The 24,309-nt window shown below is 65.0% G+C and carries 18 protein-coding genes; 12 read left to right on the top strand and 6 right to left on the bottom strand.

The genetic code is table 11. The features are described from left to right. The first annotated feature begins 9 nt into the window (after positions 1-9). Positions 10-1,941, top strand: a complete 1,932-nt coding sequence (locus tag CCOS191_RS18085; RefSeq protein WP_046856402.1) for an ATP-binding cassette domain-containing protein — start codon at positions 10-12, stop codon at positions 1,939-1,941. Between the two features lie 81 nt (positions 1,942-2,022). Here the strand turns inward: CCOS191_RS18085 and CCOS191_RS18080 are convergent, their stop codons facing one another. Continuing rightward, the gene (locus CCOS191_RS18080; protein ID WP_046856401.1) at positions 2,023-2,466 is read right to left on the bottom strand and encodes a universal stress protein; all 444 of its coding nucleotides are present in this window, start codon (positions 2,464-2,466) and stop codon (positions 2,023-2,025) included. Positions 2,467-2,576: 110 nt separating this feature from the next. Between CCOS191_RS18080 and CCOS191_RS18075 the strand changes: the two genes are divergently transcribed. The 7 genes from CCOS191_RS18075 (at position 2,577) to CCOS191_RS18045 (ending at position 10,800) form a co-directional block, all read left to right on the top strand. Next, positions 2,577-3,014 (top strand): hypothetical protein, encoded by a 438-nt coding sequence (locus tag CCOS191_RS18075; RefSeq protein ID WP_046856400.1) that lies wholly within the window; start codon positions 2,577-2,579, stop codon positions 3,012-3,014. Positions 3,015-3,490: 476 nt separating this feature from the next. After that, positions 3,491-5,638 carry a fatty acid oxidation complex subunit alpha FadB gene (fadB, locus tag CCOS191_RS18070; RefSeq protein WP_046856399.1) on the top strand — a complete coding sequence of 716 codons (2,148 nt, stop codon included), beginning with the start codon at positions 3,491-3,493 and terminating at the stop codon, positions 5,636-5,638. A 30-nt stretch (positions 5,639-5,668) separates the two neighbouring features. Further along, entirely contained in the window at positions 5,669-6,844 is a 1,176-nt protein-coding gene (gene fadA, locus CCOS191_RS18065; protein ID WP_023629457.1) for an acetyl-CoA C-acyltransferase FadA, read from the top strand. Positions 6,845-6,922: 78 nt separating this feature from the next. Next, entirely contained in the window at positions 6,923-7,174 is a 252-nt protein-coding gene (locus CCOS191_RS18060; RefSeq protein ID WP_046857856.1) for a DUF1653 domain-containing protein, read from the top strand. Positions 7,175-7,274: 100 nt separating this feature from the next. After that, a complete protein-coding gene (topA, locus tag CCOS191_RS18055; RefSeq protein ID WP_038705745.1) occupies positions 7,275-9,884 on the top strand; it encodes a type I DNA topoisomerase in 2,610 nt (869 codons plus the stop codon). Positions 9,885-9,993: 109 nt separating this feature from the next. Continuing rightward, on the top strand, positions 9,994-10,515 hold the full coding sequence (locus CCOS191_RS18050) for a DUF6586 family protein (protein ID WP_046856398.1): 522 nt from the start codon (positions 9,994-9,996) through the stop codon (positions 10,513-10,515). 51 nt (positions 10,516-10,566) lie between these two features. Further along, entirely contained in the window at positions 10,567-10,800 is a 234-nt protein-coding gene (locus CCOS191_RS18045) for a hypothetical protein (RefSeq protein ID WP_023630868.1), read from the top strand. 51 nt (positions 10,801-10,851) lie between these two features. Here CCOS191_RS18045 and sulA read toward each other — a convergent pair whose 3' ends face one another. Both sulA and lexA read right to left on the bottom strand, forming a co-directional pair. Beyond that, on the bottom strand, positions 10,852-11,328 hold the full coding sequence (gene sulA / locus CCOS191_RS18040; RefSeq protein WP_038705746.1) for an SOS-induced cell division inhibitor SulA: 477 nt from the start codon (positions 11,326-11,328) through the stop codon (positions 10,852-10,854). A 13-nt stretch (positions 11,329-11,341) separates the two neighbouring features. Continuing rightward, positions 11,342-11,950 (bottom strand): transcriptional repressor LexA, encoded by a 609-nt coding sequence (gene lexA, locus CCOS191_RS18035; RefSeq protein ID WP_023632613.1) that lies wholly within the window; start codon positions 11,948-11,950, stop codon positions 11,342-11,344. A gap of 209 nt (positions 11,951-12,159) precedes the next feature. On the opposite strand from lexA, the gene CCOS191_RS18030 reads away from it, so the two are divergent. Together CCOS191_RS18030 and nagZ are read left to right on the top strand one after the other, a co-directional pair. Further along, positions 12,160-12,864, top strand: a complete 705-nt coding sequence (locus CCOS191_RS18030) for a TetR/AcrR family transcriptional regulator (protein WP_046856397.1) — start codon at positions 12,160-12,162, stop codon at positions 12,862-12,864. 180 nt (positions 12,865-13,044) lie between these two features. Further along, on the top strand, positions 13,045-14,043 hold the full coding sequence (nagZ, locus tag CCOS191_RS18025) for a beta-N-acetylhexosaminidase (protein WP_172670930.1): 999 nt from the start codon (positions 13,045-13,047) through the stop codon (positions 14,041-14,043). 67 nt (positions 14,044-14,110) lie between these two features. On the opposite strand, the gene CCOS191_RS27545 is transcribed toward nagZ, so the two are convergent. The 3 genes from CCOS191_RS27545 to mfd all read right to left on the bottom strand — a co-directional run bounded on the left by CCOS191_RS27545 (position 14,111) and on the right by mfd (position 21,446). Beyond that, positions 14,111-17,011: a DEAD/DEAH box helicase gene (locus tag CCOS191_RS27545; RefSeq protein ID WP_442963674.1), complete on the bottom strand. Its 2,901-nt coding sequence runs from the start codon at positions 17,009-17,011 to the stop codon at positions 14,111-14,113. A 415-nt stretch (positions 17,012-17,426) separates the two neighbouring features. Further along, entirely contained in the window at positions 17,427-17,987 is a 561-nt protein-coding gene (locus CCOS191_RS18015; RefSeq protein ID WP_046856395.1) for a CsiV family protein, read from the bottom strand. Between the two features lie 9 nt (positions 17,988-17,996). Continuing rightward, positions 17,997-21,446 (bottom strand): transcription-repair coupling factor, encoded by a 3,450-nt coding sequence (gene mfd, locus CCOS191_RS18010; protein ID WP_046856394.1) that lies wholly within the window; start codon positions 21,444-21,446, stop codon positions 17,997-17,999. Between the two features lie 167 nt (positions 21,447-21,613). Between mfd and CCOS191_RS18005 the strand changes: the two genes are divergently transcribed. Continuing rightward, positions 21,614-23,077, top strand: coding sequence for a glyceraldehyde-3-phosphate dehydrogenase (locus tag CCOS191_RS18005; RefSeq protein WP_046856393.1), 1,464 nt, complete (start codon positions 21,614-21,616; stop codon positions 23,075-23,077). Between the two features lie 151 nt (positions 23,078-23,228). After that, the gene (locus tag CCOS191_RS18000; protein ID WP_442963650.1) at positions 23,229-24,263 is read left to right on the top strand and encodes an FAD:protein FMN transferase; all 1,035 of its coding nucleotides are present in this window, start codon (positions 23,229-23,231) and stop codon (positions 24,261-24,263) included. The last annotated feature ends 46 nt before the right edge of the window (positions 24,264-24,309 follow it).

Here is a 24,309-nt window from a genome sequence, read left to right as displayed (position 1 = left end):
GAGATGATCATGACCCTGCTCAAATTCAGCGATGTGTCCCTCGCGTTCGGCGCCATGCCGCTGTTGGACAAAGTGTCCTGGCAGATCGCCCGTGGCGAGCGGGTGTGCATCATCGGCCGCAACGGCACGGGCAAGTCGAGCATGCTGCGCCTGGTCAAGGGCGAGCAGAAGGGCGATGACGGTGATATCTGGCGCGCCCCCGGCCTGAAGATCGGCGAGCTGCCGCAAGAGCTGCCGGTGGCCGACGAGCGTAGCGTATTCGATGTGGTAGCCGCTGGCCTTGACGGCGTCGGCGAGCTGCTGGCGCAGTTCCATCACCTGAGCCAGAACATCCACGGCGACGAGGATCTGGAAAAGCTCATGCACGTCCAGCACGAGCTCGAAGCCCGTGACGGCTGGCGCCTGCAGCAGGTGGTCGAAAGTACCCTGAGCCGCCTGCAGTTGCCGGCCGACAAGACCCTGGCCGAGCTGTCCGGCGGCTGGCGCCGGCGCGTGCTGCTGGCCCAGGCGCTGGTGTCCGAGCCCGACCTGTTGCTGCTGGACGAACCGACCAACCACCTGGACATCGGCGCCATCGCCTGGCTGGAAGAGGCGCTCAAAGGCTTCGGTGGCGCGGTGCTGTTCATCACCCACGACCGTTCCTTCCTGCAGAACCTGGCCACGCGCATCCTCGAGCTGGACCGTGGCGGGCTGATCGACTGGAACGGCGACTACGCCAGCTTCCTGGTGCACAAGGAGGCCGAGCTGGCCGCCGAGGCCACTGCCAACGCGCTGTTCGACAAGCGCCTGGCCCAGGAAGAAGTGTGGATCCGCCAGGGCATCAAGGCCCGACGTACCCGCAACGAAGGCCGCGTGCGCGCGCTCAAGGCGCTGCGCGTGGAGCGCGGCGAGCGTCGCGAACGCCAGGGCAAGGCCAATATCCAGATCGAGGTGGCGGACAAGTCCGGCAAGCAGGTGATGGTGCTGGAGGACGTCAGCTTCGCCCACCAGAATGGACCGAAGCTGGTCAAGGACTTCTCCATGGTGCTGCAGCGCCAGGACCGTATCGGCCTGCTGGGTGCCAACGGCACCGGCAAGACGACCCTGCTCAAGCTGATGCTGGGCGACCTGGAGCCCACCAGTGGCAAGGTCGAGCGTGGCACCAAGCTGGAAGTGGCCTACTTCGACCAGATGCGCCATCAGCTGGACCTGGAAAAGACCGTCATCGACAACCTGGCCGAAGGCCGCGATTTCATCGAGATCGATGGCCAGAACCGCCATGTGCTCAGCTACCTCGGCGACTTCCTGTTCAGCCCGCAGCGTGCGCGCACGCCGGTCAAGGCGCTGTCCGGGGGCGAGCGCGCGCGCCTGCTGCTGGCCAAGCTGTTCAGCAAGCCGGCCAACCTGCTGGTGCTGGACGAACCGACCAACGACCTCGACGTCGAGACCCTCGAGTTGCTCGAAGAGGTGCTGTCCAACTACAAGGGCACGGTGCTGATGGTCAGCCACGACCGGGCCTTCCTCGACAACGTGGTGACCAGCACCCTGGTGTTCGAAGGTGAGGGGCGCGTGCGCGAGTACGTCGGCGGCTACGAGGACTGGATCCGCCAGGGCGGTTCGCCGAAGCTGCTCGGCGTGACCGAAAGCAAGGGCGGCAAGTCCGAGCTCAACAGCGCCGTGGTGCAGGCGCCGGTGGAGGAGGTGGCGCCTGTTGCCGCCGCTGCGCCTGCGGTCGATGCCAGCAAGAAGAAGCTCAGCTACAAGCTGCAGCGTGAGCTGGAGATGCTGCCGGGGCAGATCGATGCGCTGGAGCAGCGGATGGCCGAGGCACAGGAAGAAGTGAGTGCGGCGGGCTTCTATCAGCGGCCGATTGCCGAGACTGCGGCGGTGCTGGCCAAGATCGAGAAGCTGCAGGGCGAGCTGGACGTGCTGGTGGAGCGCTGGGCCGAGCTGGAAGGCTGAAGCCATCGCGGGGCAAGCCCGCCCCCACGCAGCCCTGTTTGACGGGCTTTGTGGGGGCGGGCTTGCCTCGCGATGAAAGTATTACTCGGCCTTCTTCTGCAACCGCACCGCCAATACATCGCACGGCGCGCCGTGCAGCACGTCGTTGGCGGTGGAGCCCAGCAGCAGGGCCAGGCCGTGGCGGCCATGGCTGCCGACCACGATCAGGTCGCACTTCTGATCCTTCGCCAACTGGTGGATTTCCTGGCGCGGTTGGCCGTAGACCAGGTGCGAGTCGCCGCGATTGATATCCGGGTACTTGTTGTACAGGCGCTCCATGCGTTCCTTGGCCTGGTCGAACTGTTGCTGCTGCAACTGCGACAGGTCCATCGGCACGTCGCCGCCGAAGGCCATGGCCATGGGCTCGACGATATGCACCAGGGAGACCTTGGCGCCGCTGGCCAGGGCGATGGCCTTGGCCCGCTTGATCACCGGGTCGCATTCTTCGGTCAGGTCGACAGCGACCAGAAGATGTTCATAGGACATGTGCAGTACTCCTGACAATCGCGATAGTAGAAGTATGGTCGCTTTCGCGCGGATCTTCCGTGAAACCTGACTAACCCGCTCATTTGCAACGCTTTATAAGGTCTACAGATATGACGGTATGGCTGGTGGTGTCAATCCTTGCGCTGATTCTCAGCCCGTTGGCCTGGTTGCGCCCCTCGCGCAAACAGAGCGAGCAGATGAGCCTGCGCCTGGAGGGGCGGCGCATGGGGCTGGCCATGCAACTGGCGCCGCAACAGTGGCCGCACTGGCTGGTAAACGAGCCGCCCAGCCCCTGCCCGCAGTACCATCGGGCGCGGCGCAAAGGGCGCGCGGACAGCTGGTGCTACTGGCAGATCACTCCGGGCGTGTGGTGGAACCAGTGGCGCGAGCCCTGCGAGGATCAGCGCCTGGCCGAGGCCTTCGCCCGCCTGCCGGCAACGGTCTACAAGGTCGAGGCCGACAGTCGCATGATTGCCCTGTACTGGAGCGAGCGGGGCGACAAATCTGTTTTGCAGGATATTGCCCAGACCCTCGAAACCCTCGCCTGAGCCCGTGTGACGCAAAACGGCGCACAGGAGCAAAGATGCTCCTGTGCGCCGTTTTGCGTTTGTGCGTGCAAGCACAGGGCCAGGCAGGCCGGAAATACTTTCAATCAGTCGCAGTGTAGCCATCCTGGCCGGATGTGTTTAGAAAAAAAGCACGTGTGCCGTCGGGGGTGGCCTATCGCTGACATGAATGGAGGGCGATCACTGTCATCATGTTTCGTACCCAGAGGGTAGAAGATGACTGGAAAGTCGCGTTTTCACGGCCTTCGCGAGTATTTGACAACGCGGTTCTTTTCGGGGAATGTGTGCACACCCAAGTCAAACGGGCGTATGAATTGAGCGTTTGTATGTCAGACGGCTCTTACAGAATCCCGATTAGCGCGTCGACGGGTGTGCCTGGGGCGAGGGACCGGTAGACCGGCTCTCGCTGCCAGCGATCGACGTGTACTGTTCAGCTTCCATATCGTGGAGATCAGTTGATGATTTACGAAGGTAAAGCCATCACGGTTAAGGCTCTTGAAAGCGGCATCGTCGAACTGAAGTTCGACCTCAAGGGTGAGTCCGTCAACAAGTTCAACCGTCTCACTCTGAACGAGCTGCGTCAGGCCGTGGACGTGATCAAGGCCGATGCCTCGGTCAAGGGCGTGATCGTCAGCAGTGGCAAGGACGTGTTCATCGTCGGCGCCGACATCACCGAGTTCGTCGACAACTTCAAGCTGCCCGAGGCTGAACTGGTCGCCGGCAACCTGGAAGCCAATCGCATTTTCAGTGACTTCGAAGACCTGCAGGTGCCGACCGTGGTCGCCATCAACGGCATCGCCCTGGGCGGCGGCCTGGAGATGTGCCTGGCCGCCGACTACCGGGTCATGGCCAGCAGCGCCAAGATCGGCCTGCCGGAAGTCAAGCTGGGCATCTACCCAGGCTTTGGCGGCACCGTGCGCCTGCCGCGCCTGATCGGCTCGGACAACGCCATCGAGTGGATCGCCTCGGGCAAGGAAAACCGCGCCGAGGACGCCCTGAAAGTCGGCGCCGTCGATGCCGTGGTCGCTCCCGAGCTGCTGCAGGCCGGTGCCCTGGACCTGGTCAAGCGCGCCATCAGCGGCGAGCTGGACTACAAGGCCAAGCGCCAGCCCAAGCTGGAAAAGCTCAAGCTCAACGCCATCGAGCAGATGATGGCCTTCGAGACTGCCAAGGGCTTCGTTGCCGGCCAGGCCGGCCCGAACTACCCGGCGCCGGTCGAGGCCATCAAGACCATCCAGAAAGCCGCCAACTTCGGCCGTGACAAGGCACTGGAAGTCGAGGCCGCAGGCTTCGCCAAGCTGGCCAAGACCTCGGTCGCCGAGAGCCTGATCGGCCTGTTCCTGAACGACCAGGAGCTCAAGCGCAAGGCCAAGGCCCACGACGAGATCGCTCACGACGTGAAGCAGGCCGCCGTGCTCGGCGCCGGTATCATGGGTGGCGGCATCGCCTACCAGTCGGCGGTCAAGGGCACCCCGATCCTGATGAAGGATATCCGCGAGGAAGCCATCCAGCTCGGCCTGAACGAGGCCTCCAAGCTGCTCGGCAAGCGCGTCGAGAAGGGGCGCCTGACCCCGGCCAAGATGGCCGAGGCCCTCAACGCCATTCGCCCGACCCTGTCCTACGGTGACTTCGGCAACGTCGACATCATCGTCGAGGCCGTGGTCGAGAACCCGAAGGTCAAGCAAGCCGTGCTGGCTGAAGTGGAAGGCCAGGTGAAAGAGGATGCGATCCTCGCCTCCAACACCTCGACCATCTCCATCAACCTGCTGGCCAAGGCGCTCAAGCGTCCGGAAAACTTCGTCGGCATGCACTTCTTCAACCCGGTGCACATGATGCCGCTGGTGGAAGTCATCCGTGGCGAGAAGTCCAGCGACGTGGCCGTGGCCACCACCGTGGCCTACGCCAAGAAGATGGGCAAGAACCCGATCGTGGTCAACGACTGCCCGGGCTTCCTGGTCAACCGCGTGCTGTTCCCGTACTTCGGCGGCTTCGCCAAGCTGGTCAGCGCTGGCGTCGACTTCGTGCGCATCGACAAGGTGATGGAGAAGTTCGGCTGGCCGATGGGCCCGGCCTACCTGATGGACGTGGTCGGCATCGACACCGGCCACCACGGCCGCGACGTGATGGCCGAAGGCTTCCCGGACCGCATGAAGGACGATCGTCGCTCCGCCGTCGACGCCCTGTACGAAGCCAACCGCCTGGGCCAGAAGAACGGCAAGGGCTTCTACGCCTACGAGACCGACAAGCGCGGCAAGCCGAAGAAAGTCGCCGATGCCAGCGTGCTCGACGTGCTCAAGCCGGTCATCTTCGAGCAGCGTGAAGTCACCGACGAAGACATCATCAACTGGATGATGGTGCCGCTGTGCCTGGAAACCGTGCGCTGCCTGGAAGACGGCATCGTCGCCACCGCCGCCGAAGCCGACATGGGCCTGGTCTACGGCATCGGTTTCCCTCCGTTCCGCGGTGGCGCGCTGCGCTACATCGATTCGATCGGGGTCGCCGAGTTCGTCGCACTGGCCGACAAGTACGCCGACCTGGGGCCGCTGTACCACCCCACTGCGAAGCTGCGCGAAATGGCCAAGAACGGCCAGCGCTTCTTCAACTGAGCGCCCACGAGCTAGAGCGAGAATATTGATATGAGCCTGAATCCAAGAGACGTGGTGATTGTCGACTTCGGTCGCACGCCGATGGGCCGCTCCAAGGGTGGCATGCACCGCAACACCCGTGCCGAAGACATGTCCGCGCACCTGATCAGCAAGCTGCTGGAGCGCAACGACAAGGTCGACCCGAAAGAAGTCGAGGACGTGATCTGGGGCTGCGTCAACCAGACCCTGGAGCAGGGCTGGAACATCGCCCGCATGGCGTCGCTGATGACCCAGATCCCGCACACCTCCGCCGCGCAAACCGTCAGCCGCCTGTGCGGCTCGTCGATGAGCGCGCTGCACACCGCCGCCCAGGCGATCATGACCGGCAACGGCGACGTGTTCGTCATCGGTGGTGTCGAGCACATGGGCCACGTCAGCATGATGCATGGCGTCGACCCCAACCCGCACCTGTCCTTGCACGCTGCCAAGGCTTCCGGGATGATGGGTCTGACCGCCGAGATGCTGGGCAAGATGCACGGCATCACCCGTGAACAACAGGATCTGTTCGGTGTGCGTTCGCACCAGCTCGCCCACAAGGCGACGGTCGAAGGCAAGTTCAAGGACGAGATCATCCCGATGCAGGGTTACGACGAGAACGGCTTCCTGAAGGTCTTCGACTACGACGAGACCATTCGCCCGGAAACCACCCTCGAAGGCCTGGCGTCGCTCAAGCCGGCGTTCAACCCGAAAGGTGGCACCGTCACCGCGGGCACCTCGTCGCAGATCACCGACGGCGCCTCGTGCATGATCGTCATGTCCGGCCAGCGCGCCATGGACCTGGGGATCCAGCCACTGGCGGTCATCCGTTCGATGGCGGTCGCCGGTGTGGATCCGGCGATCATGGGCTACGGCCCGGTCCCGTCGACGCAGAAAGCCCTCAAGCGCGCTGGTCTGACCATCGCCGACATCGACTTCTTCGAGCTCAACGAAGCTTTCGCCGCACAGGCCCTGCCGGTGCTGAAAGATCTGAAAGTGCTCGACAAGATGAATGAGAAGGTTAACCTGCACGGCGGCGCTATCGCCCTGGGTCACCCGTTCGGTTGCTCGGGGGCGCGGATTTCCGGCACCCTGCTCAACGTCATGAAGCAGAATGGCGGTACCCTGGGCGTCGCCACCATGTGTGTCGGCCTGGGCCAAGGCATCACCACTGTCTTCGAACGCGTCTGATCGCGGCGCAGGACAGCAGCCGGGGCCATGTGCCCCGGCTTTTGTTTTTTACAGGATTTGTTCAAGAGGGCGAGCGACATGCAGATACAACCTGGTGTGTACCGGCATTACAAAGGCCCTGAGTACCGTGTTTTCAGCGCTGCGCGACACTCCGAGAGCGAGGAGTGGATGGTGTTCTACCAGTGCCTGTATGGTGACTACAGCTTCTGGGTCAGGCCACTTTCGATGTTCCAGGAGTCCGTCGAGGTTGACGGCGAGCAGGTGCCACGCTTTGCTTTGGTCAAGGCCGAAGAGGGCCTTGGTGAGCAGCTGGGCAAGGCGCACGAGTGATAGACCGCGCTTGACCTCACTCTTTTGCCACTATATATAGCGGTGCCGCGTCCGGCACCTGACGCGTTTTTCATCTTCAGATTCAGGAATACTCCGATCCATGGGCAAATCGCTGGTCATTGTGGAATCCCCGGCCAAGGCCAAGACCATCAACAAGTACCTGGGCAGCCAGTACGTGGTGAAGTCGAGTATCGGCCACATCCGTGACCTTCCCACCAGCGGTTCCGCCAGTGCGAGCAAGGAACCGGCGGCCAAGCGCGGCAAGGCCGCGGCCGAGGCTCCGGCCTTGTCGCCGAAGGAGAAGGCGCGCCGCACCCTGGTCGCACGCATGGGCGTCGACCCCGAGGCGGGCTGGAAGGCCAAGTACGAGATCCTTCCCGGCAAGGAGAAGGTCATCGAGGAACTGCGCCGCCTGGCCAAGGATGCCGACACCATCTATCTCGCAACCGACTTGGATCGCGAGGGGGAAGCCATCGCCTGGCACCTGCGCGAGGCCATCGGCGGCGATGACAGCCGCTACAAGCGCGTGGTGTTCAACGAGATCACCAAGAAAGCCATCCAGGAAGCCTTCTCCCAGCCGGGCGAGCTCGATATCGATCGGGTCAATGCCCAGCAGGCGCGGCGTTTCCTCGACCGCGTGGTCGGCTACATGGTCTCGCCGCTGCTGTGGGCGAAGATCGCCCGTGGCCTGTCCGCCGGCCGCGTGCAGTCGGTGGCGGTGAAGCTGGTGGTCGAGCGCGAGCGCGAGATCCGTGCCTTCAACCCGGAAGAATACTGGGAAGTCCACGCCGACCTGGGCACTGCCAAGAACGCCAAGGTGCGCTTCGAAGTGGCCCGCGAGAAGGGCGAGGCATTCAAGCCGCTCAACGAAGCCCAGGCCATGGCCGCGCTGGAGAAGCTCAAGGCCTCCAGCTACAGCGTGAGCAAGCGCGAAGACCGGCCGACCAGCAGCAAGCCTTCGGCACCGTTCATTACCTCCACCCTGCAGCAGGCCGCAAGCAACCGCCTGGGCTTCGGGGTGAAGAAGACCATGATGATGGCCCAGCGTCTGTACGAAGCCGGCTACATCACCTACATGCGTACCGACTCGACCAACCTGTCGACCGACGCTGTCGAAATGGCGCGCAGCTACATCGAGAAGGAGTTCGGCAAGCAGTACCTGCCTGCCGCGCCCATCGTCTATGGCAGCAAGGAAGGGGCCCAGGAGGCGCACGAAGCGATCCGCCCGTCCGACGTCAGCACCCATCCGACCAAGCTCAGTGGCATGGAGCGTGACGCCGAGCGCCTGTACGAGCTGATCTGGCGCCAGTTCCTGGCTTGCCAGATGCCGCCGGCGCAGTACCTGTCCACCAGCGTCACCGTGGTGGCGGGCGAGTTCGAGCTGCGCGCCAAGGGCCGTATCCTCAAGTTCGATGGTTACACCCGTGTCCTGCCGCAGCAGAGCAAGCCGGGCGAAGACGACGTGCTGCCGGAAATGGCCCAGGGTGAAGCGCTCAAGCTGATCCAGCTCGATCCCAGCCAGCACTTCACCAAGCCGCCGGCGCGCTTCACCGAAGCCAGCCTGGTCAAGGAAATGGAAAAGCGCGGTATCGGCCGCCCATCCACCTACGCGGCGATCATTTCCACCATCCAGGATCGCGGCTACGTCACGCTGCACAACCGCCGTTTCTATTCCGAGAAGATGGGCGACATCGTCACCGAGCGCCTGTCCGAGAGCTTCGCCAACCTGATGGACTACGGCTTCACCGCCGGCATGGAGGAGAACCTCGACGACGTGGCCCAGGGCGAGCGTGACTGGAAGAACGTCCTCGACGAGTTCTATGGCGACTTCAACAAGAAGTTGCAGACCGCCGAGTCCAGCGAGCACGGCATGCGCGCCAACCAGCCGACCCTGACCAACATTCCGTGCAAGGAATGTGGCCGGCCGATGATGATCCGTACCGCGTCCACCGGCGTGTTCCTCGGCTGCTCGGGTTACAGCCTGCCGCCGAAGGAGCGTTGCAAGGCGACGGTCAACCTGGTGCCGGGCGACGAAATCGCCGCCGACGACGAGGGCGAGTCCGAGTCGCTGGTGCTGCGCGGCAAGCACCGCTGCCCGATCTGTTCGACGGCGATGGATGCCTACCTGCTCGACGAGAAGCGCAAGCTGCACATCTGCGGTAACAACCCGGATTGCGCTGGCTACGAAATCGAGGAAGGCAACTACCGCATCAAGGGCTACGAAGGCCCGAGCCTGGAATGCGACAAGTGCGGCAGCGAAATGCAGCTCAAGACCGGCCGTTTCGGCAAGTTCTTCGGCTGCACCAACCCAAGCTGCAAGAACACCCGCAAGCTGCTCAAGAGCGGCGAGGCGGCGCCACCGAAGATGGACAAGGTGGACATGCCAGAGCTCAAGTGCGAGAAGGTCGACGATACCTACGTGCTGCGTGACGGCGCCTCGGGCTTGTTCCTGGCTGCCAGCCAGTTCCCGAAAAACCGCGAAACCCGTGCGCCGCTGGTGCTGGAGATCGTCCCGCACAAGCACGAGATCGATCCGAAGTATCACTTCCTCTGCGAAGCGCCACAGAAGGACCCGGAAGGGCGCCCAACGGTGATCCGCTACAGCCGCAAGACCAAGGAGCAGTACGTGCAGTCCGAGGTTGACGGCAAGCCTACCGGCTGGAAGGCGTTCTACGACGGCAAGGCGTGGAAGGTCGAAGACAAGCGCTGATCTGAAGGCGAGACTGGGGCCGCTCCGCGCCCCAGTCATTTGATGACAAGCAAAGCGCAATCCCTGAAACTGCAGGCAATCGCCTTGCAGCCTTCAGGAGTCAGTCGAAATGGCCCAGGAACTCTACACCCGCACCAACCAGAAACTGTTCTTCGCCGGCCTCGCGCTGGAGTCCATGGCCAAGGCCGCGGACAGCCAGGCGCTGAATGCCCAGGGGCTGCTCCAGGCCGAGCGCGAGTCGGCGCTGTTCCACCTATATGGCGCGCTGCTTGGGCTGTGCCACGAGATCGCCGGCTTCTACCGCCTGCCCCAGGCCTCGGCGGCACGGGCGGAATTGCTGTTCAGCGACGAGGTGCTGCAGAGCGTGGCGATCCCGGAAATGGCCGAGCTGCTGGAGCTGGCCCGCCAACCGGAAACCTGGCTGGCGCGTCTGCTGGCGGCTTATGCCGATTTGTTCCGACCACCGGTCGCGAAGAAAACCGTGAAGGGTGACGTTACCCAGCCGCTGATCCAGGCCGTCAATCTGGACGAGCCTGAGCCGGTCGAGCTTTCCCGGGAGGAGCTGGAGGCCTGGCGGCAGAACCTGAAAAGCCTGGTGAGACGATTCCGCGATGCGCTGAGTGAGTGCTGAGCGCTTCCATGGCTGGTACACTAACGGCCTTTCGTGAAAAGCAGGCCCTTTATGTCAACGTCCTTTCTAGAAATTGTCGAGTTGCCTGATGGCCGGATCGAGCTGCGCCGCGCCGAAGATGAAGGCTCCCTGGTAACCCTGGATTTTTCCGAGGATGCCAAGGCATTCCTGCAAGGACAGCATGTGGAAGTGGCCAAGGCCATGCTCAGCGTTGGCGTGCAAATGGCCGGCCGCCTGGTTGAAGGCGACTTCGAGCGTGAAGAGGGGCCGCGCGTCCTTCACTGAGCCAAGGTAGCGGCCCAGGGTTTCAAGCGTTTGACAGGCAAAGCCTGAACATCAGCCGAGGCGGATGTTCAGGCTTTGTGCGTTTCCGCTGGCCGCTGCGCGCTGCAGCTGTTGGCGGGCGTTGCTGTTGATGGTGCCCAGCCAGCTGACCACGGTATGGCTGTGCCCCAGGCGCAGCGCCTCGCAGGCCAGTTGCAGGGCCGTCTGCCTGCCGCCGGGTTGTAGCAACAGGATGCGTTCGCGGTTCAGGCCGGCATCACGCAACCAGGCCTGGGTGAGGCTGCCGGGTGGGGCGATGAGCGTCAGCCAGCGGCTGTCGTCTTCTTCGCTGAGTTCGCGCAGGATCGGCGCCAGCAGGCTCTGGCAGTGCCCTGGCGCGCCGCGCAGGGCCAGCTCGCTGAACAGCTCTGGCTGGCTGCTCTTGCGCGGCGCCTCGCTGGGCTTGAGGCCTGGCAGCACCGGCTGGGCAAGGAAGGCCTCGAACAGCGGCAACTGGGCTTGCTGGGGTGCATGGGTGAACGGCTGCATGACGCCTCCTGGTTCAGCGGCGCAGGACGCCGACGCTCAAGCCCTCGATCACCAGCTCCTGTTCCTTCAGGTCGACTTCGATGGGGGCGAATTCGGGGTTCTCGGCGATCAGCCAGACCTTGCTGCCTTCGCGCTTGAAGCGCTTGACGGTCACTTCGTCACCGATACGGGCTACCACCACCTGGCCGTTGCGGGCTTCGCGGGTGGTGTGCACGGCGAGCAGGTCGCCGTCGAAGATGCCGATGTCCTTCATGCTCATGCCGTGCACCCGCAGCAGGTAATCGGCGCGCGGATGGAAGAAGGCCGGGTTGATGCTGCAGGAGTCCTCGATGTGCTGCTCGGCGAGGATCGGTGCACCGGCGGCGACGCGGCCGATGATGGGCAGGCCGCTGTCCTCCTGCTTGGGTTCGAGGCCGGGGATGCGGATGCCGCGGGAAGCGCCAGGGGTCATCTCGATGGCGCCCTTGCGGGCCAGGGCTTTCAGGTGCTCCTCGGCGGCGTTGGGCGACTTGAAGCCCAGCTCCTGCGCGATTTCGGCGCGGGTCGGCGGGAAGCCGTTGTCTTCGAGGCAGCGTTTGATGAAAGCCAGAATCTCGGCTTGGCGTGGCGTCAGTTTCAGCATGGGCGAGGGCTCTGTCTTTATATACAGTGACTGGAATTATATACAGTGGCTGGCAAGCTGCAAGCACCCTTGCCGCACAACCGCTGCAAAGCGTGCGCATTCAATGCCTTGTGGCTGTGTTTAAATGAGCGACCACCCAGTCACTGAGCCTTGACATAATCAGGCTTGAAACGTATGTTTCAAACAACTGTTTGTCAGGCGGAGTAGTCATGGCCCAATCGGAAACCGTTGAGCGCATCCTCGATGCGGCGGAGCAGCTGTTCGCGGAGCGCGGGTTCGCGGAAACCTCATTGCGGCTGATCACCAGCAAGGCCGGGGTCAACCTGGCGGCGGTGAACTACCATTTCGGTTCGAAGAAAGCCCTGATCCAGGCGGTCTTTTCCCGCTTCCTGGGCCCGTTCTGCGCCAGCCTGGAGCGTGAGCTCGACCGTCACCAGGCGCGTCCCGAGCAGAAGGCCTCGCTCGAGGAACTGCTGGAAATGCTGGTGGAGCAGGCCCTGGTCGTGCAACCACGCAGCAACAACGACCTGTCGATCTTCATGCGCCTGCTGGGCCTGGCCTTCAGCCAGAGCCAGGGGCACCTGCGCCGTTACCTGGAAGACATGTACGGCAAGGTGTTCCGCCGCTACATGCTGCTGGTCAACGAGGCCGCGCCGCGCATTCCGCCACTGGAGCTGTTCTGGCGCGTGCACTTCATGCTCGGCGCCGCGGCGTTCAGCATGTCGGGTATCAAGGCCCTGCGCGCCATCGCCGAAACCGACTTCGGCATCAACACCTCGATCGAGCAGGTGATGCGCCTGATGGTGCCGTTCCTGGCCGCCGGCATGCGTGCCGACAGCGGTGTCACCGACCAGGCCATGGCCGCGGCGCAATTGCGCCCACGCAGCAAGTCCGGCGCGCCCGCCAAGGCCTGAGCACTGGGCGGGGCAGGGCGCTTGCGCTAAGCTAGCGCCCATGCCTGAACTCGCCCCCGCCGCAATTCCCGTCAGCACGGCAACTTCGCCACTGAACCATCGGACACCACGTTGTCCGATGTGTGCGTGCGTCTGCGCGACCTCCGGATCTCCAATGAAGGATTCCCAATGACTGCCAGCCTGCAAGGCTCCCTGATGGTGGACATCGCCGGTAAATGGCTGACCGCCGAAGACCGCCATCTGCTGCGCCAGCCCGAAGTGGCCGGCCTGATCATCTTTGCCCGCAACATCGACAGCCCGCGCCAGGTGCGCGAGTTGTGTGCCTCGATCCGCGCCATCCGTCCCGAGCTGATTCTCGCCGTGGACCAGGAAGGCGGGCGGGTCCAGCGCCTGCGCCAGGGCTTCGTGCGCCTGCCGGCCATGCGCGCCATCGCCGACAACGCCAATGCCGAATACCTGGCCGAGCAGTGCGGCTGGCTGATGGCCACCGAGGTGCTGGCGGTAGGCCTGGACCTGAGCTTTGCGCCGGTGCTGGACCTCGACCATCAGCGCAGTGCGGTGGTCGGCAGCCGCGCCTTCGAAGGCAATCCGCAGCGGGCTACCGAACTGGCCGGCGCCTTCATCCGTGGCATGAATGCCGCCGGCATGGCCGCCTGTGGCAAGCATTTCCCCGGTCACGGCTGGGCCGAGGCCGATTCCCATGTGGCGATCCCGGTCGATGAGCGCAGCCTGGAACAGCTGCGCGCGGCCGACCTGGTGCCGTTCACCCGCCTGAGCGGCCAGCTGGCGGCGGTGATGCCGGCTCACGTGATCTACCCGCAGGTCGACAACCAGCCGGCCGGCTTCTCCCGGCGCTGGCTGCAGGACATCCTGCGCGGCGAGCTGGGCTTCGACGGGGTGATCTTCAGCGACGACCTGTCCATGGCTGGCGCCCACGTGGTGGGCGATGCCGCCAGCCGCATCGAGGCTGCACTGAGCGCGGGCTGCGACATGGGCCTGGTGTGCAATGACCGGGCTTCGGCCGAGCTGGCGCTGAGCGCGGCGCAGCGCATGAAGGTCAAGCCGTCGCCGCGGATTGCACGGATGCGCGGGCAGGGCTTTGCGCGTACCGATTACCGCCAGCAGCCGCGTTGGCTGGAGGCGTTGGGGGCGTTGAAGGAAGCCCAGCTGGTCGACTGACCTCGCTGGCCTTGTCGCGGGGCAAGCCCGCTGCCACGAAGCCCTGAGGGTTCGTGGCAGCGGGCTTTTACTTACTTCGTTTGCCCGGCAGTGGCGCGAACAGCGCCTCGATCTCTTCATCCCCCAACCGCCATTGCCCGGCCTGCCCGCCATCGAGCAGTCCGGCTGCCAGTGCCGCCTTCTCTTGCTGCAATTGCTGGATCTTCTCTTCCACCGTTCCCCGGGTGATCAGCTTGAACACGAACACCGGCTTGTCCTGGCCGATGCGGTAGGCGCGGTCGGTGGCCTGGTTTTCACTGGCCGGGTTCCACCACGGGTCATAGTGGATCACGGTGTCGGCGGCGGTCAGGTTAAGCCCCGTGCCGCCGGCCTTGAGGCTGATCAGGAATACCTCGCTGTCGCCATTCTGGAACTGCTGCACGGGGGCGCGACGGTCGCGGGTATCGCCGGTCAGCAGGCTATAGCGGATGCCGCGCTTCTCCAGCTCGAACTCGATCAGTGCCAGCATCGAGGTGAACTGCGAGAACAGCAGCACCTTGCGCCCCTCGCTGAGCAACTCCTCGAGCATCTCGAGCAGGCTGCCCAGCTTGCCCTTGTCGGCGAACGAACCCTTGGCCTCGGTGCCCTTGACCAGGCGCAGGTCGCAGCACACCTGGCGCAACTTGAGCAGCGCATCGAGGATGACGATCTGGCTGCGCGCGGCGCCGTTGCGGGCGATCTCGTCGCGGACCTTCTTGTCCATTGCCACCCGCAGCGCCTCGTAGGTGTCGCGTTGGGCGTCGCTGAGCTCGACCCAGTGGATCATCTCGGTCTTGGCCGGCAGCTCGGTGGCCACCTGTTCCTTGGTGCGGCGCAGCAGGAACGGGCGGATGCGGCTGGCCAGGTGGGCCATGCGCTCAGCGTCGCCGTGGCGCTCGATCGGGGTACGGTAGTCCTGGGTGAAGCGCTTGCTGTCGCCCAGCCAGCCGGGCATCAGGAAGTGGAAGATCGACCATAGCTCGCCGAGGTTGTTCTCCATCGGCGTGCCGGTCAGGCACAGGCGCTGGTTGGCCTGCAGCTCGCGCACGGCCTGGGCGGCCTTGCTGGTGCTGCTCTTGATGTACTGCGCCTCGTCCAGCACCAGCAGGTGCCAGGGCTGCGCCTTGAGTGGCTCCAGGTCGCGGGGGACGAGGGCGTAGGTGGTCAGCACCAGGTCATGGTCGGCCAGGTTGGCGAAGTGCTTGTTGCGGCCCGGGCCATGCAAGGCCAGCACGCGCAGGCCGGGGGCGAAGCGCCGGGCTTCGTCGAGCCAGTTGGGCACCAGGCTGGTGGGCATCACCGCCAGCGCCGGATGTACCAGTCGCCCGCTTTCCTTCTCCAGCAGCAGGTGGGCCAGGGTCTGCAGGGTCTTGCCCAGGCCCATGTCGTCGCCGAGGATGCCGCCGGTGCCCATTTCGCGCAGGGCTTGCAGCCAGTTCAGACCTTGTTGCTGGTAGGGGCGCAATGTGGCGTTCAGGCCTTCGGGCGGCGCCACCTGCAGGTCGCGGGCGTCGCGCAGGCGCCGGCCCAGGTCGCGCACATGGCTGCCACCTTCCCATTGCAGCGGCAGGTGGTCGATGTCGTTGAGGCGCGCGGCATCGGTGCGGTCCAGGCGCAGGCTCGGGCCCACGGCGTCGTCGTGCAGGTACAGTTCGCCCAGGGTGCCCATCACCGCCTTGATGCGCCCGTAGGGCAGGGCGACCCGCAACGCCGGGCCGTCATGGCGGGCGCGGTTGAGGTCGATCAGCAGGTGCTCGTCGTCATTGCGCCGCGCCAGCTCGCTGGGCCGCAGCAGTTCCGGGCTGGTACGCAGCAACTGCAGGACAATCGGCAGCAGGCTGTGGCGCTGGCCGTCGACCACGATACCCAGTTCGAGGTCGAACCATTCGTGGCCTGGCGCTTCCTCGATGGTCGCATACCAGTCGTCGACCTCGTGCAGGTTGAACGCGAAGTCGCGGTGCACGTCGATCACCCAGCCTGCCTCGCGCAGGCGCGGCAGGCCCTCGCGGGCGAAGCGCAGCCAGGCTTCGTCGTCGGGCAGCTGGTACATTTCGCCGGCGCTGTCGGGCAGGGCCTTGCTCTGGCGGGTGGCCACCTTGAAGCCGTGGTCGCGCAGGGCCTTGCGCAGGGCCTGCTCGGCCTGTGGCAGGCGCTGGATGCGCTGGCTGGTGGTGCCCACCAGGCGGCTGAGTGACTTGTCGTCGCTGCCGCTGGCGCGCAGGCCGTCGTAGTCGAACGCCAGCGCGGCGCGGTGCTGCATCTGGCGTTGCATGCGCCCGGTCTTGGGCGTGTAGGCGCTGAATTCGAGGCTGCCGAGGGTCAGGTGCGGGGTTGGCTCGATGCCGTCGAGCTGTTCTTCCTGCACGGCGGTGGGGGTCGGCAGGCCATGGTTGAGCGCGTTGAGCTTGTGGCTGAGGGGCACGATAAGGTGTTCCGGTACATCGGGGGCAAGGGACAGCTGCAGGGCGGTGTGCGGGTCGAGGGTGTGGGTGACGGTGCCGACTTCCTGGTTGTCGACATCGAAGTAGAACAGCGGCACCAGCGGCAGCACGCAATTGAGCGGTTCCTCGCCGTTGTACCACATGCCCCGATAGTCACCGCTGTTCAGGCGTACCCAGCGGAATTGCGCCTGGCGCGGGGCGCCCTGAACCAGCAAGGGAAAGTCTTCGATGAACATCAGGCGCCCGGTATCCAGCGCCCGCTGCAGCAGTTCGCCGCCCTCGTGCCCCTTCAGCGCGAAACCGCGCTCCTGGCCGAAGGGCGCGTTCTGCGCCGACAGTTGGCGCAGGATGCGCAGGTCTTCTTCCTTGACGTATTTCGGCGGCTCGTAGAGCAGTTCGTACAGCGAATGGATGCGGCTGAAGCGAATGCCATGCTCTTCGCGGGTGCCTTTGCGTACGCGCAAGGCGCAGCTCTTGTCGTCCTTGAGCATGAGTTGGTAGCAGACCATGCGCCCGCGCCGGTCTTCAGCGCCGTCTTGCCTGGGGACGGGCTGCTCCAGGCCTTGCAACCAATGCTGCAGGTGATGGGGCAGTTGCTCGCCGCTGGCCGCGCCGCGTCCGTAGCTGCTGGCCAGGGTGTAGAGCGCGGCGGCGCAGTGCTTGCAGTTCTCGCCGACCGGGCAGGAGCAGTTGCCGCGCACGTGGCATTGCCCGGATGGCCCTGTGGTGATGATGATCCGCTGGCGGTAGACATTGCCGCCGCTGCCGCGGCAGGTGGACTCGATGCGTGAATCGCCGTGGGACTGGATCTGCACCAGGCCCTGTTCGGCGTAGCGCTCGCCACGTTGCAGGGTGGCCGCGGAAAAATCGCGCTTCCAGCTCGGATTCTCGGCTGCCAGCTTCTGCACATCGGCGTTCACGGTTTCACTGCTCCATCATTTCCGGGTCGGGCAGCGGCATCTTGCGCATGCCGGCCGGTGAAACCTTGAGCAGCACGGCCAGGTGGCCGCCATCGAGGAAGGTCAGTTGGCCGGCCTTCATGTTGCTGTTGCTCTGCTTGAACTGCTCGCTGCGCAGCACGCTGCCATTGCTGTCGAGCTGGTTGACCCAGAGGTTGGCGTCCACGGCGATGAAGCGGCTTTCCTGGATGCTCAGGTTGCCCTCGATCGGGAAGTGGCCGAACTGTTCGTCACCGGCACTCAGGGCAACGGTTTCGCCATCCTGCTGCCAGGCCTTGTGCAGCAGCACGGTGTAGTCGGCGGTGGCCTGCAGGCGGGTGACTTCGTCACCCAGGCCGGTCGGGCGTTCGGCGCCTTTTTCCAGGCGCGGCGCGCCGGCGCTCCAGTCTTCCGGGGCGAACGGGCTGGTGATGGCCGGTACGGCGTTCTGCCGCACCAGGATCATTTCCACCTGGTAGGGGCCTGCGGCGAAGGCAGCTGGCGCGAGCAGGGCCAGCAGCAGGGTCAGGCAACGGATGGCACGCATGAAGCTTCCTTATGGATTTTGTGGGGTGAGGCGCTCGAACAGCGCTTCCAGGGTGTTGAAACGTTCTTCGGGGCGTTCCATCGGCACCAGGAAGCGGAACTGGGTCGCGCCTTCGAACTTGTAGCGTTTGGGCTGGCCCTGGATCAGCTTGATCAGGGTCAGCGGGTCGACCGGGGTTTCGGCCTCGAACTCGAGCTTGCCGCCGTTGGGGCCGGCATCGACTTTCTTGATGCCGAGCTTTTCCGCCTGCAGCTTGAGCAGGGTCAGGCGCATCAGGTTCTTGGTCGGCTCCGGCAGCAGGCCGAAGCGGTCGATCATCTCCACCTGCAGGTCCTTGAGGCCCTCTTCGTCGGCCGCCGAGGCGATGCGCTTGTAGAGGATCAGGCGCGCATGCACGTCGGGCAGGTAGTCCTCGGGGATCAGCGCCGGCAGGCGCAGGTTGATCTCCGGGCCGCCGCCCAGCGGCTGTTCGAGGTTAGGTTGGGTGCCCTTGCGGATGGCCTTGACCGCGCGTTCGAGCATCTCCATGTACAGGGTGAAGCCGACCGCCTGGATCTGCCCGCTCTGGCCTTCGCCGAGCAGTTCGCCGGCGCCGCGGATCTCCAGGTCGTTGGTGGCCAGGACGAAGCCCGCGCCGAGGTCCTGGGTGTTGGCGATGGCCTCCAGGCGTTTCTCGGCGTCGGCGCTGATCTGCTGGCGCGGTGGCGTCAGCAGGTAGGCATAGGCCTGGTGGTGGCTGCGCCCGACCCGACCACGCAACTGGTGCAATTGCGCCAGGCCGAACTTGTCGGCGCGCTCGATGACGATGGTGTTGGCGCTCGGCACGTCGATGCCGGTCTCGATGATGGTCGAGGCGATCAGCACGTTGAAACGCTTGTGATAGAAGTCGCTCATCACCTGCTCGAGCTCGCGTTCGCGCATCTGCCCATGGCCGATGCCGATACGTGCCTCGGGCACCAGCTCGGCCAGCTCGGCGGCGCACTTCTCGATGCTCTTCACATCGTTGTGCAGGTAGTACACCTGGCCGCCGCGCAGCAGTTCGCGCAGCAGCGCTTCCTTCACCGTGCTCTTGTTCTGCTCCATGACGAAGGTGCGCACCGACAGGCGCCGCGCCGGGGGCGTGGCGATGATCGACAGGTCGCGCATGCCCGACACCGCCATGTTCAGCGTGCGCGGAATCGGCGTTGCGGTCAGGGTGAGGATGTCCACCTCGCTGCGCAGCGCCTTGAGCTGTTCCTTCTGGCGCACGCCGAAGCGGTGTTCTTCGTCGATGATGGCCAGGCCCAGGTCCTTGAAGCGCACATCGTCCTGCAGCAGCTTGTGGGTGCCGATGAGGATGTCGATCTTGCCTTCGGCCAGCTCCGCGGCGGCGCTGGCGACTTCCTTGGCCGACTTGAAGCGGCTCATCACCTCGACCTTCACCGGCCAGTCGGCGAAGCGGTCGCGGAAGCTGTTGTAGTGCTGCTGGGCGAGCAGGGTGGTGGGCACCAGCACCGCCACCTGGCGGCCGCTGTGCACGGCGATGAAGGCGGCGCGCATGGCTACCTCGGTCTTGCCGAAGCCGACGTCGCCGCACACCAGGCGGTCCATGGGCTGGCCGGCGAGCATGTCGGCACGCACGGCCTCGATGGCGGTCTGCTGGTCGGGGGTTTCCTCGAACGGGAAGCCGGCGCTGAAGGTGGCGTAGTCGGCGGCCGGGTCGGCGAAGGCATAGCCTTTGCGCGCGGCGCGGCGGGCATAGATGTCGAGCAGCTCGGCGGCGACGTCGCGCACCTGCTCGGCGGCCTTGCGCTTGGCTTTCTGCCAGGCTTCGGAGCCCAGCCGGTGCAGTGGGGCCAGGGCGTCGTCGCTGCCGGTGTAGCGGGCGATCAGGTGCAGGTTGGCCACCGGCACGTAGAGCTTGGCGCCCTCGGCGTATTCGAGGGTGAGGAACTCGGCGGCCTGGCCGTCGATTTCCAGGGTGGCCAGGCCCAGGTAGCGGCCCACGCCATGGTCGATGTGCACCACCGGCGCGCCTTCGCGCAGCTCGGTGAGGTTCTTGATCACCGCGTCGTTGGCCGCCTCGCCGCGTTTCTCGCGGCGTCTGCGCTGCATCACGCGCTGGCCGAACAGCGGGCTTTCCGCTACCAGGGCAATGGCCGGGTCGTCCAGCAACAGGCCGTCGTCCAGGGGGGCGATGGTGATCGCCAGGCGTTCGCCGCCGGTGACGAAGTCGGCCCAGCCGTCGACGGTCTGCGGGCGCAGCTTGAGGCGTTCGAGCAGCTCCAGCAGCACTTCGCGCCGGCCCGCGGACTCGGCGGTGAACAGCACGCGGCCGCTGAACTGGTCGAGGAAGTTGGCCAGTTCCGCCAGCGGCTGGTGGGCCTTGGCCTCGATGGCCAGGTTGGGCAGGGCGCGGGCGGGGAAGCGCTCGCGCCCCGCGCCGGCGTCGAGGTCCTCGGCGCTGACCACCACCCGTGGCCATTGCTTGAGGCGGGCGAAGCAATCCTCCACCGGCAGGAACAGTTCCGCCGGCGGCAGCAGTGGCCGGGTCATGTCGCCGCGGCGCTCTTCATAGCGCCCGCGCACATCGTTCCAGAAGTGTTCTGCGGCCTGTTCCACGCCCGGCAGCGAGAAAACCTGGGTGTCGGCCGGCAGATAGTCGAACAGGGTGGCGGTTTCTTCGAAGAACAGCGGCAGGTAGTACTCGATGCCGGCGGGGATGATGCCGCTGGTGAGGTCCTGGAAGATCGCGCTGCGGCGGAAGTCGACGTCGAAGCGTTCACGGAAGCGCGCCTTGAAGCGCGTCACCTCGTCCTTCTGCATGGGAAACTCGCGCGCCGGCAGCAGGCGGATCGAGTCGACCTTGTCGATCGAGCGCTGGCTCTCCGGGTCGAAGGTGCGCAGGGTCTCGATCTCGTCGTCGAACAGGTCGATGCGGTACGGCTGCTTGCTGCCCATGGGGAACAGGTCGATCAGCGCGCCGCGCACGGCGAACTCGCCGTGCTCGTAGACCGTGTCTACGCAGCGGTAGCCGCTGGCTTCCAGGCGCGCGCGCATCTGCTCGACGTCGACCTTCTGGCCCACGTCCAGCACCAGGCTGCTGCCCAGCAGGAAGCGCGTGGGGGCCAGGCGGTGCAGGGCGGTGGTGATCGGCACGACGAGGATGCCGTGGTCCAGCTCCGGCAGCCGGTAGAGGCTGGCGATACGCTGGGAGATGATGTCCTGGTGCGGCGAGAACAGGTCGTAGGGCAGGGTTTCCCAGTCGGGGAAAGGCAGCACCGGCAGTTCAGGCGCGAAGAAGCGCAGCTCCTGCTCCAGGCGGTCGGCCGCCTGGCTGTCGGCGGTCAGCAGCAAGGTGAAGCGACCGGCGGTACTGGCAGCCTCGGCGACGGCCAGGCTCAAGGCCGCGCCGGGCAGGTTGCCCCAGGTTTGTTTGCCGGCCGTGGCCGACATTTGCGGTAGGCGCAGAACTGACACGGGAGATCGGACTCCAAGCGTTGCGGCAAAGAGGTCGATTGTACCGGTGACGAGGCGCGCTGTCAGGTTCGAAAGGGCTTGGCGACGGGGGTTGGCGCCGGCGACAGGCGCTCATTGCCCGATACGCCGCGGGGCGTCATAATGTAGCCCCTTTTTTGTTCCCCTACATGTGGAAGGTTACCGTGACTCAGAAGCCCGACCAGTGTCTTGGTGAGTGGATCGATCGTGAAGCCCTGGCTGAAGCGATGATCCCGCTTATCGGTCAGCTCTACCGCAACAACAACGTGGTGAGCTCGATCTATGGCCGCAGCCTGATCAACCGTTCGGTTATCTCGATCCTCAAAGCCCATCGCTTTGCCCGTCACCGTCAGACCGACGAGACCGAGCTGTCCGTCCACGAGACATTCCCCCTGCTCAAGGCCATGAGCGAGCTGAAGCTGGGCGCCGCCTCGGTGGACCTGGGCAAGCTGGCCAACAAGTTCAAGGTTGAAGGCAATGGCCGCAGCGCCGAGCAGTTCGTCCGTGACGAACTGGCCGACGTCGTGGGTCAGCAGAACGCTTCCGCACGCAAGGGCACCGACGTCGTGCTGTACGGCTTCGGCCGCATCGGCCGCCTGCTGGCGCGCATCCTGATCGAGAAGACCGGTGGCGGCGACGGCCTGCGCCTGCGCGCCATTGTCGTGCGCAAGGGTGCCGAGAACGACCTGGTCAAGCGCGCCAGCCTGCTGCGTCGCGACTCGGTGCACGGTCCGTTCGACGGCACCATCGTCATTGATGAAGCCAACAACACCATCACCGCCAACGGCAACCTGATCCAGGTGATCTACGCCAAGAGCCCGAGCGAAGTCGACTACACCCAGTACGGCATCAACGATGCGCTGATCGTCGACAACACCGGTGTCTGGCGTGACGCCGACGGCCTCGGCCAGCACCTGGCCTGCCCGGGCGCCGCCCGCGTGATCCTCACCGCACCTGGCAAGGGCGCGCTGAAGAACATCGTGCACGGCATCAACCACGGCGACATCAGCGCCGACGACAAGATCATCTCGGCGGCGTCCTGCACCACCAACGCCATCGTGCCGGTGCTCAAGGCCATCAACGACCAGTACGGCATCGTCAACGGCCACGTCGAAACCGTTCACTCGTTCACCAACGACCAGAACCTGATCGACAACTTCCACAAGGGCAGCCGCCGTGGCCGCGCCGCGCCGCTGAACATGGTCATCACCGAGACCGGTGCCGCCACTGCCGCCGCCAAGGCGCTGCCAGTGCTCAAGGGCAAGCTGACCGGTAACGCGATCCGTGTTCCGACGCCGAACGTGTCGATGGCCATTCTCAACCTGAACCTCGAGAAGGCCACGAACCGCGAAGAGCTGAACGAGTACCTGCGCCAGACCGCCATGCACTCCGAGCTGCACAAGCAGATCGACTACGTCAGCTCCCAGGAAGTGGTATCGACCGACTTCGTCGGTTCGCGCCACGCAGGTGTGGTCGACGCCGAGGCGACCATCTGCAACGACAACCGCGTTGTCCTGTACGTCTGGTACGACAACGAATTCGGTTACAGCTGCCAGGTGGTGCGCGTGATGGAAGACATGGCCGGTGTGAACCCGCCAGCGTTTCCACGCTGATCCGCTTGTAATGCGTTGAGAAAACGGGAGCCTTCGGGTTCCCGTTTTTTTTGCCTGATAACTGCTGTGCCTGTACCGGCCTCATCGCCGGCAAGCCGGCTCCCACAGAGGCGCTGGCGCCAAGCCTTTTGTGGGAGCCGGCTTGCCGGCGATGAGGCCAGTGCAGTCTCCTGAGAGCTCTCGTTTGCGCGCGATACTACTGTTGTCCATCCTTACGCTGCTTTCAGCCTGCGAGCCAACCCCGACCCTCGAGCGCTTCGGCGGCCCGACCATGGGCAGCAGCTACAGCATCCAGTACGTGCGCCAGCCCGGCGGCCCGGCGCCGGAGCAGGTGCAGGCGGCGGTCGAAGGCATCCTGCAGGCCATCGACGCGCATTACTCCACCTACCGCGGCGACTCCATCGTCAGTCGTTTCAACCAGTTGCCGGCCAACCAGTGTCTGCCCATCGATGCCGACATGCTGGAACTGGTTACTTTCGGCCAGCACCTGGCCGAACAGAGCCAGGGTGCCTTTGACCTTACCGTCGAACCGCTACTCGACCTCTGGGGCTTCGGCCCGCAGGCCCGCGAAATGCAGGTGCCGGAGCCGCAGGCGCTGGCCAGGGCGCGCCTGCGCGTGGGTTACCGCCACCTGCGCCTCGAGGGCGAGGCCCTGTGCAAGGACGCCGCCATCGAACTGGATTTCAACAGCATCGCCGCCGGCCACGCCGTCGACCTGATCGCCCAGCGCCTGCGCGCCATGGGCATCGACAACTTCCTCGCCGAGGCCACCGGTGAACTCAAGGCCGTGGGCCGCAAGCCCGACGGCAGTGCCTGGCGGGTGGCGCTGGAGCTGCCGCGCGAGGATCGCCAGATCGCCCGCCAGGTCATCGACGTGCAGGACCTGGCCGTATCGACCTCGGGTGACTATCGGCATTATTTCGAGGACAATGGCCGGCGCTATTCGCACACCTTCGATGCCCGCCTCGGGCGCCCGGTCGCCCACGACCTGGCGGCGGTGACGGTGCTCGACGCCTCGGCGCTGCTGGCCGACGGCTACTCGACCCTGCTGTTGATCCTCGGGCCGCAGCAAGGCTGGGATTTCGCCATCGTCCACGGTATCGCCGCGGTGCTGGTGACCCGGGTCGAGGGTGGTTTCGTCTCCCGTTCCACGCCGGCCTTCGAGCGGCGGGTGAAAGGCGAGTGAAAGGCAAGCCACGGATGATCGAAGCCAGGGAAACGGTGAAACGACA

This window comes from Pseudomonas sp. CCOS 191, assembly GCF_001007005.1.
In the GTDB taxonomy this organism is placed as follows: domain Bacteria; phylum Pseudomonadota; class Gammaproteobacteria; order Pseudomonadales; family Pseudomonadaceae; genus Aquipseudomonas; species Aquipseudomonas soli.
The sequence above is the reverse complement of the archived record's forward strand: the minus strand, read 5'-3'. Positions and strand labels throughout refer to the sequence as shown.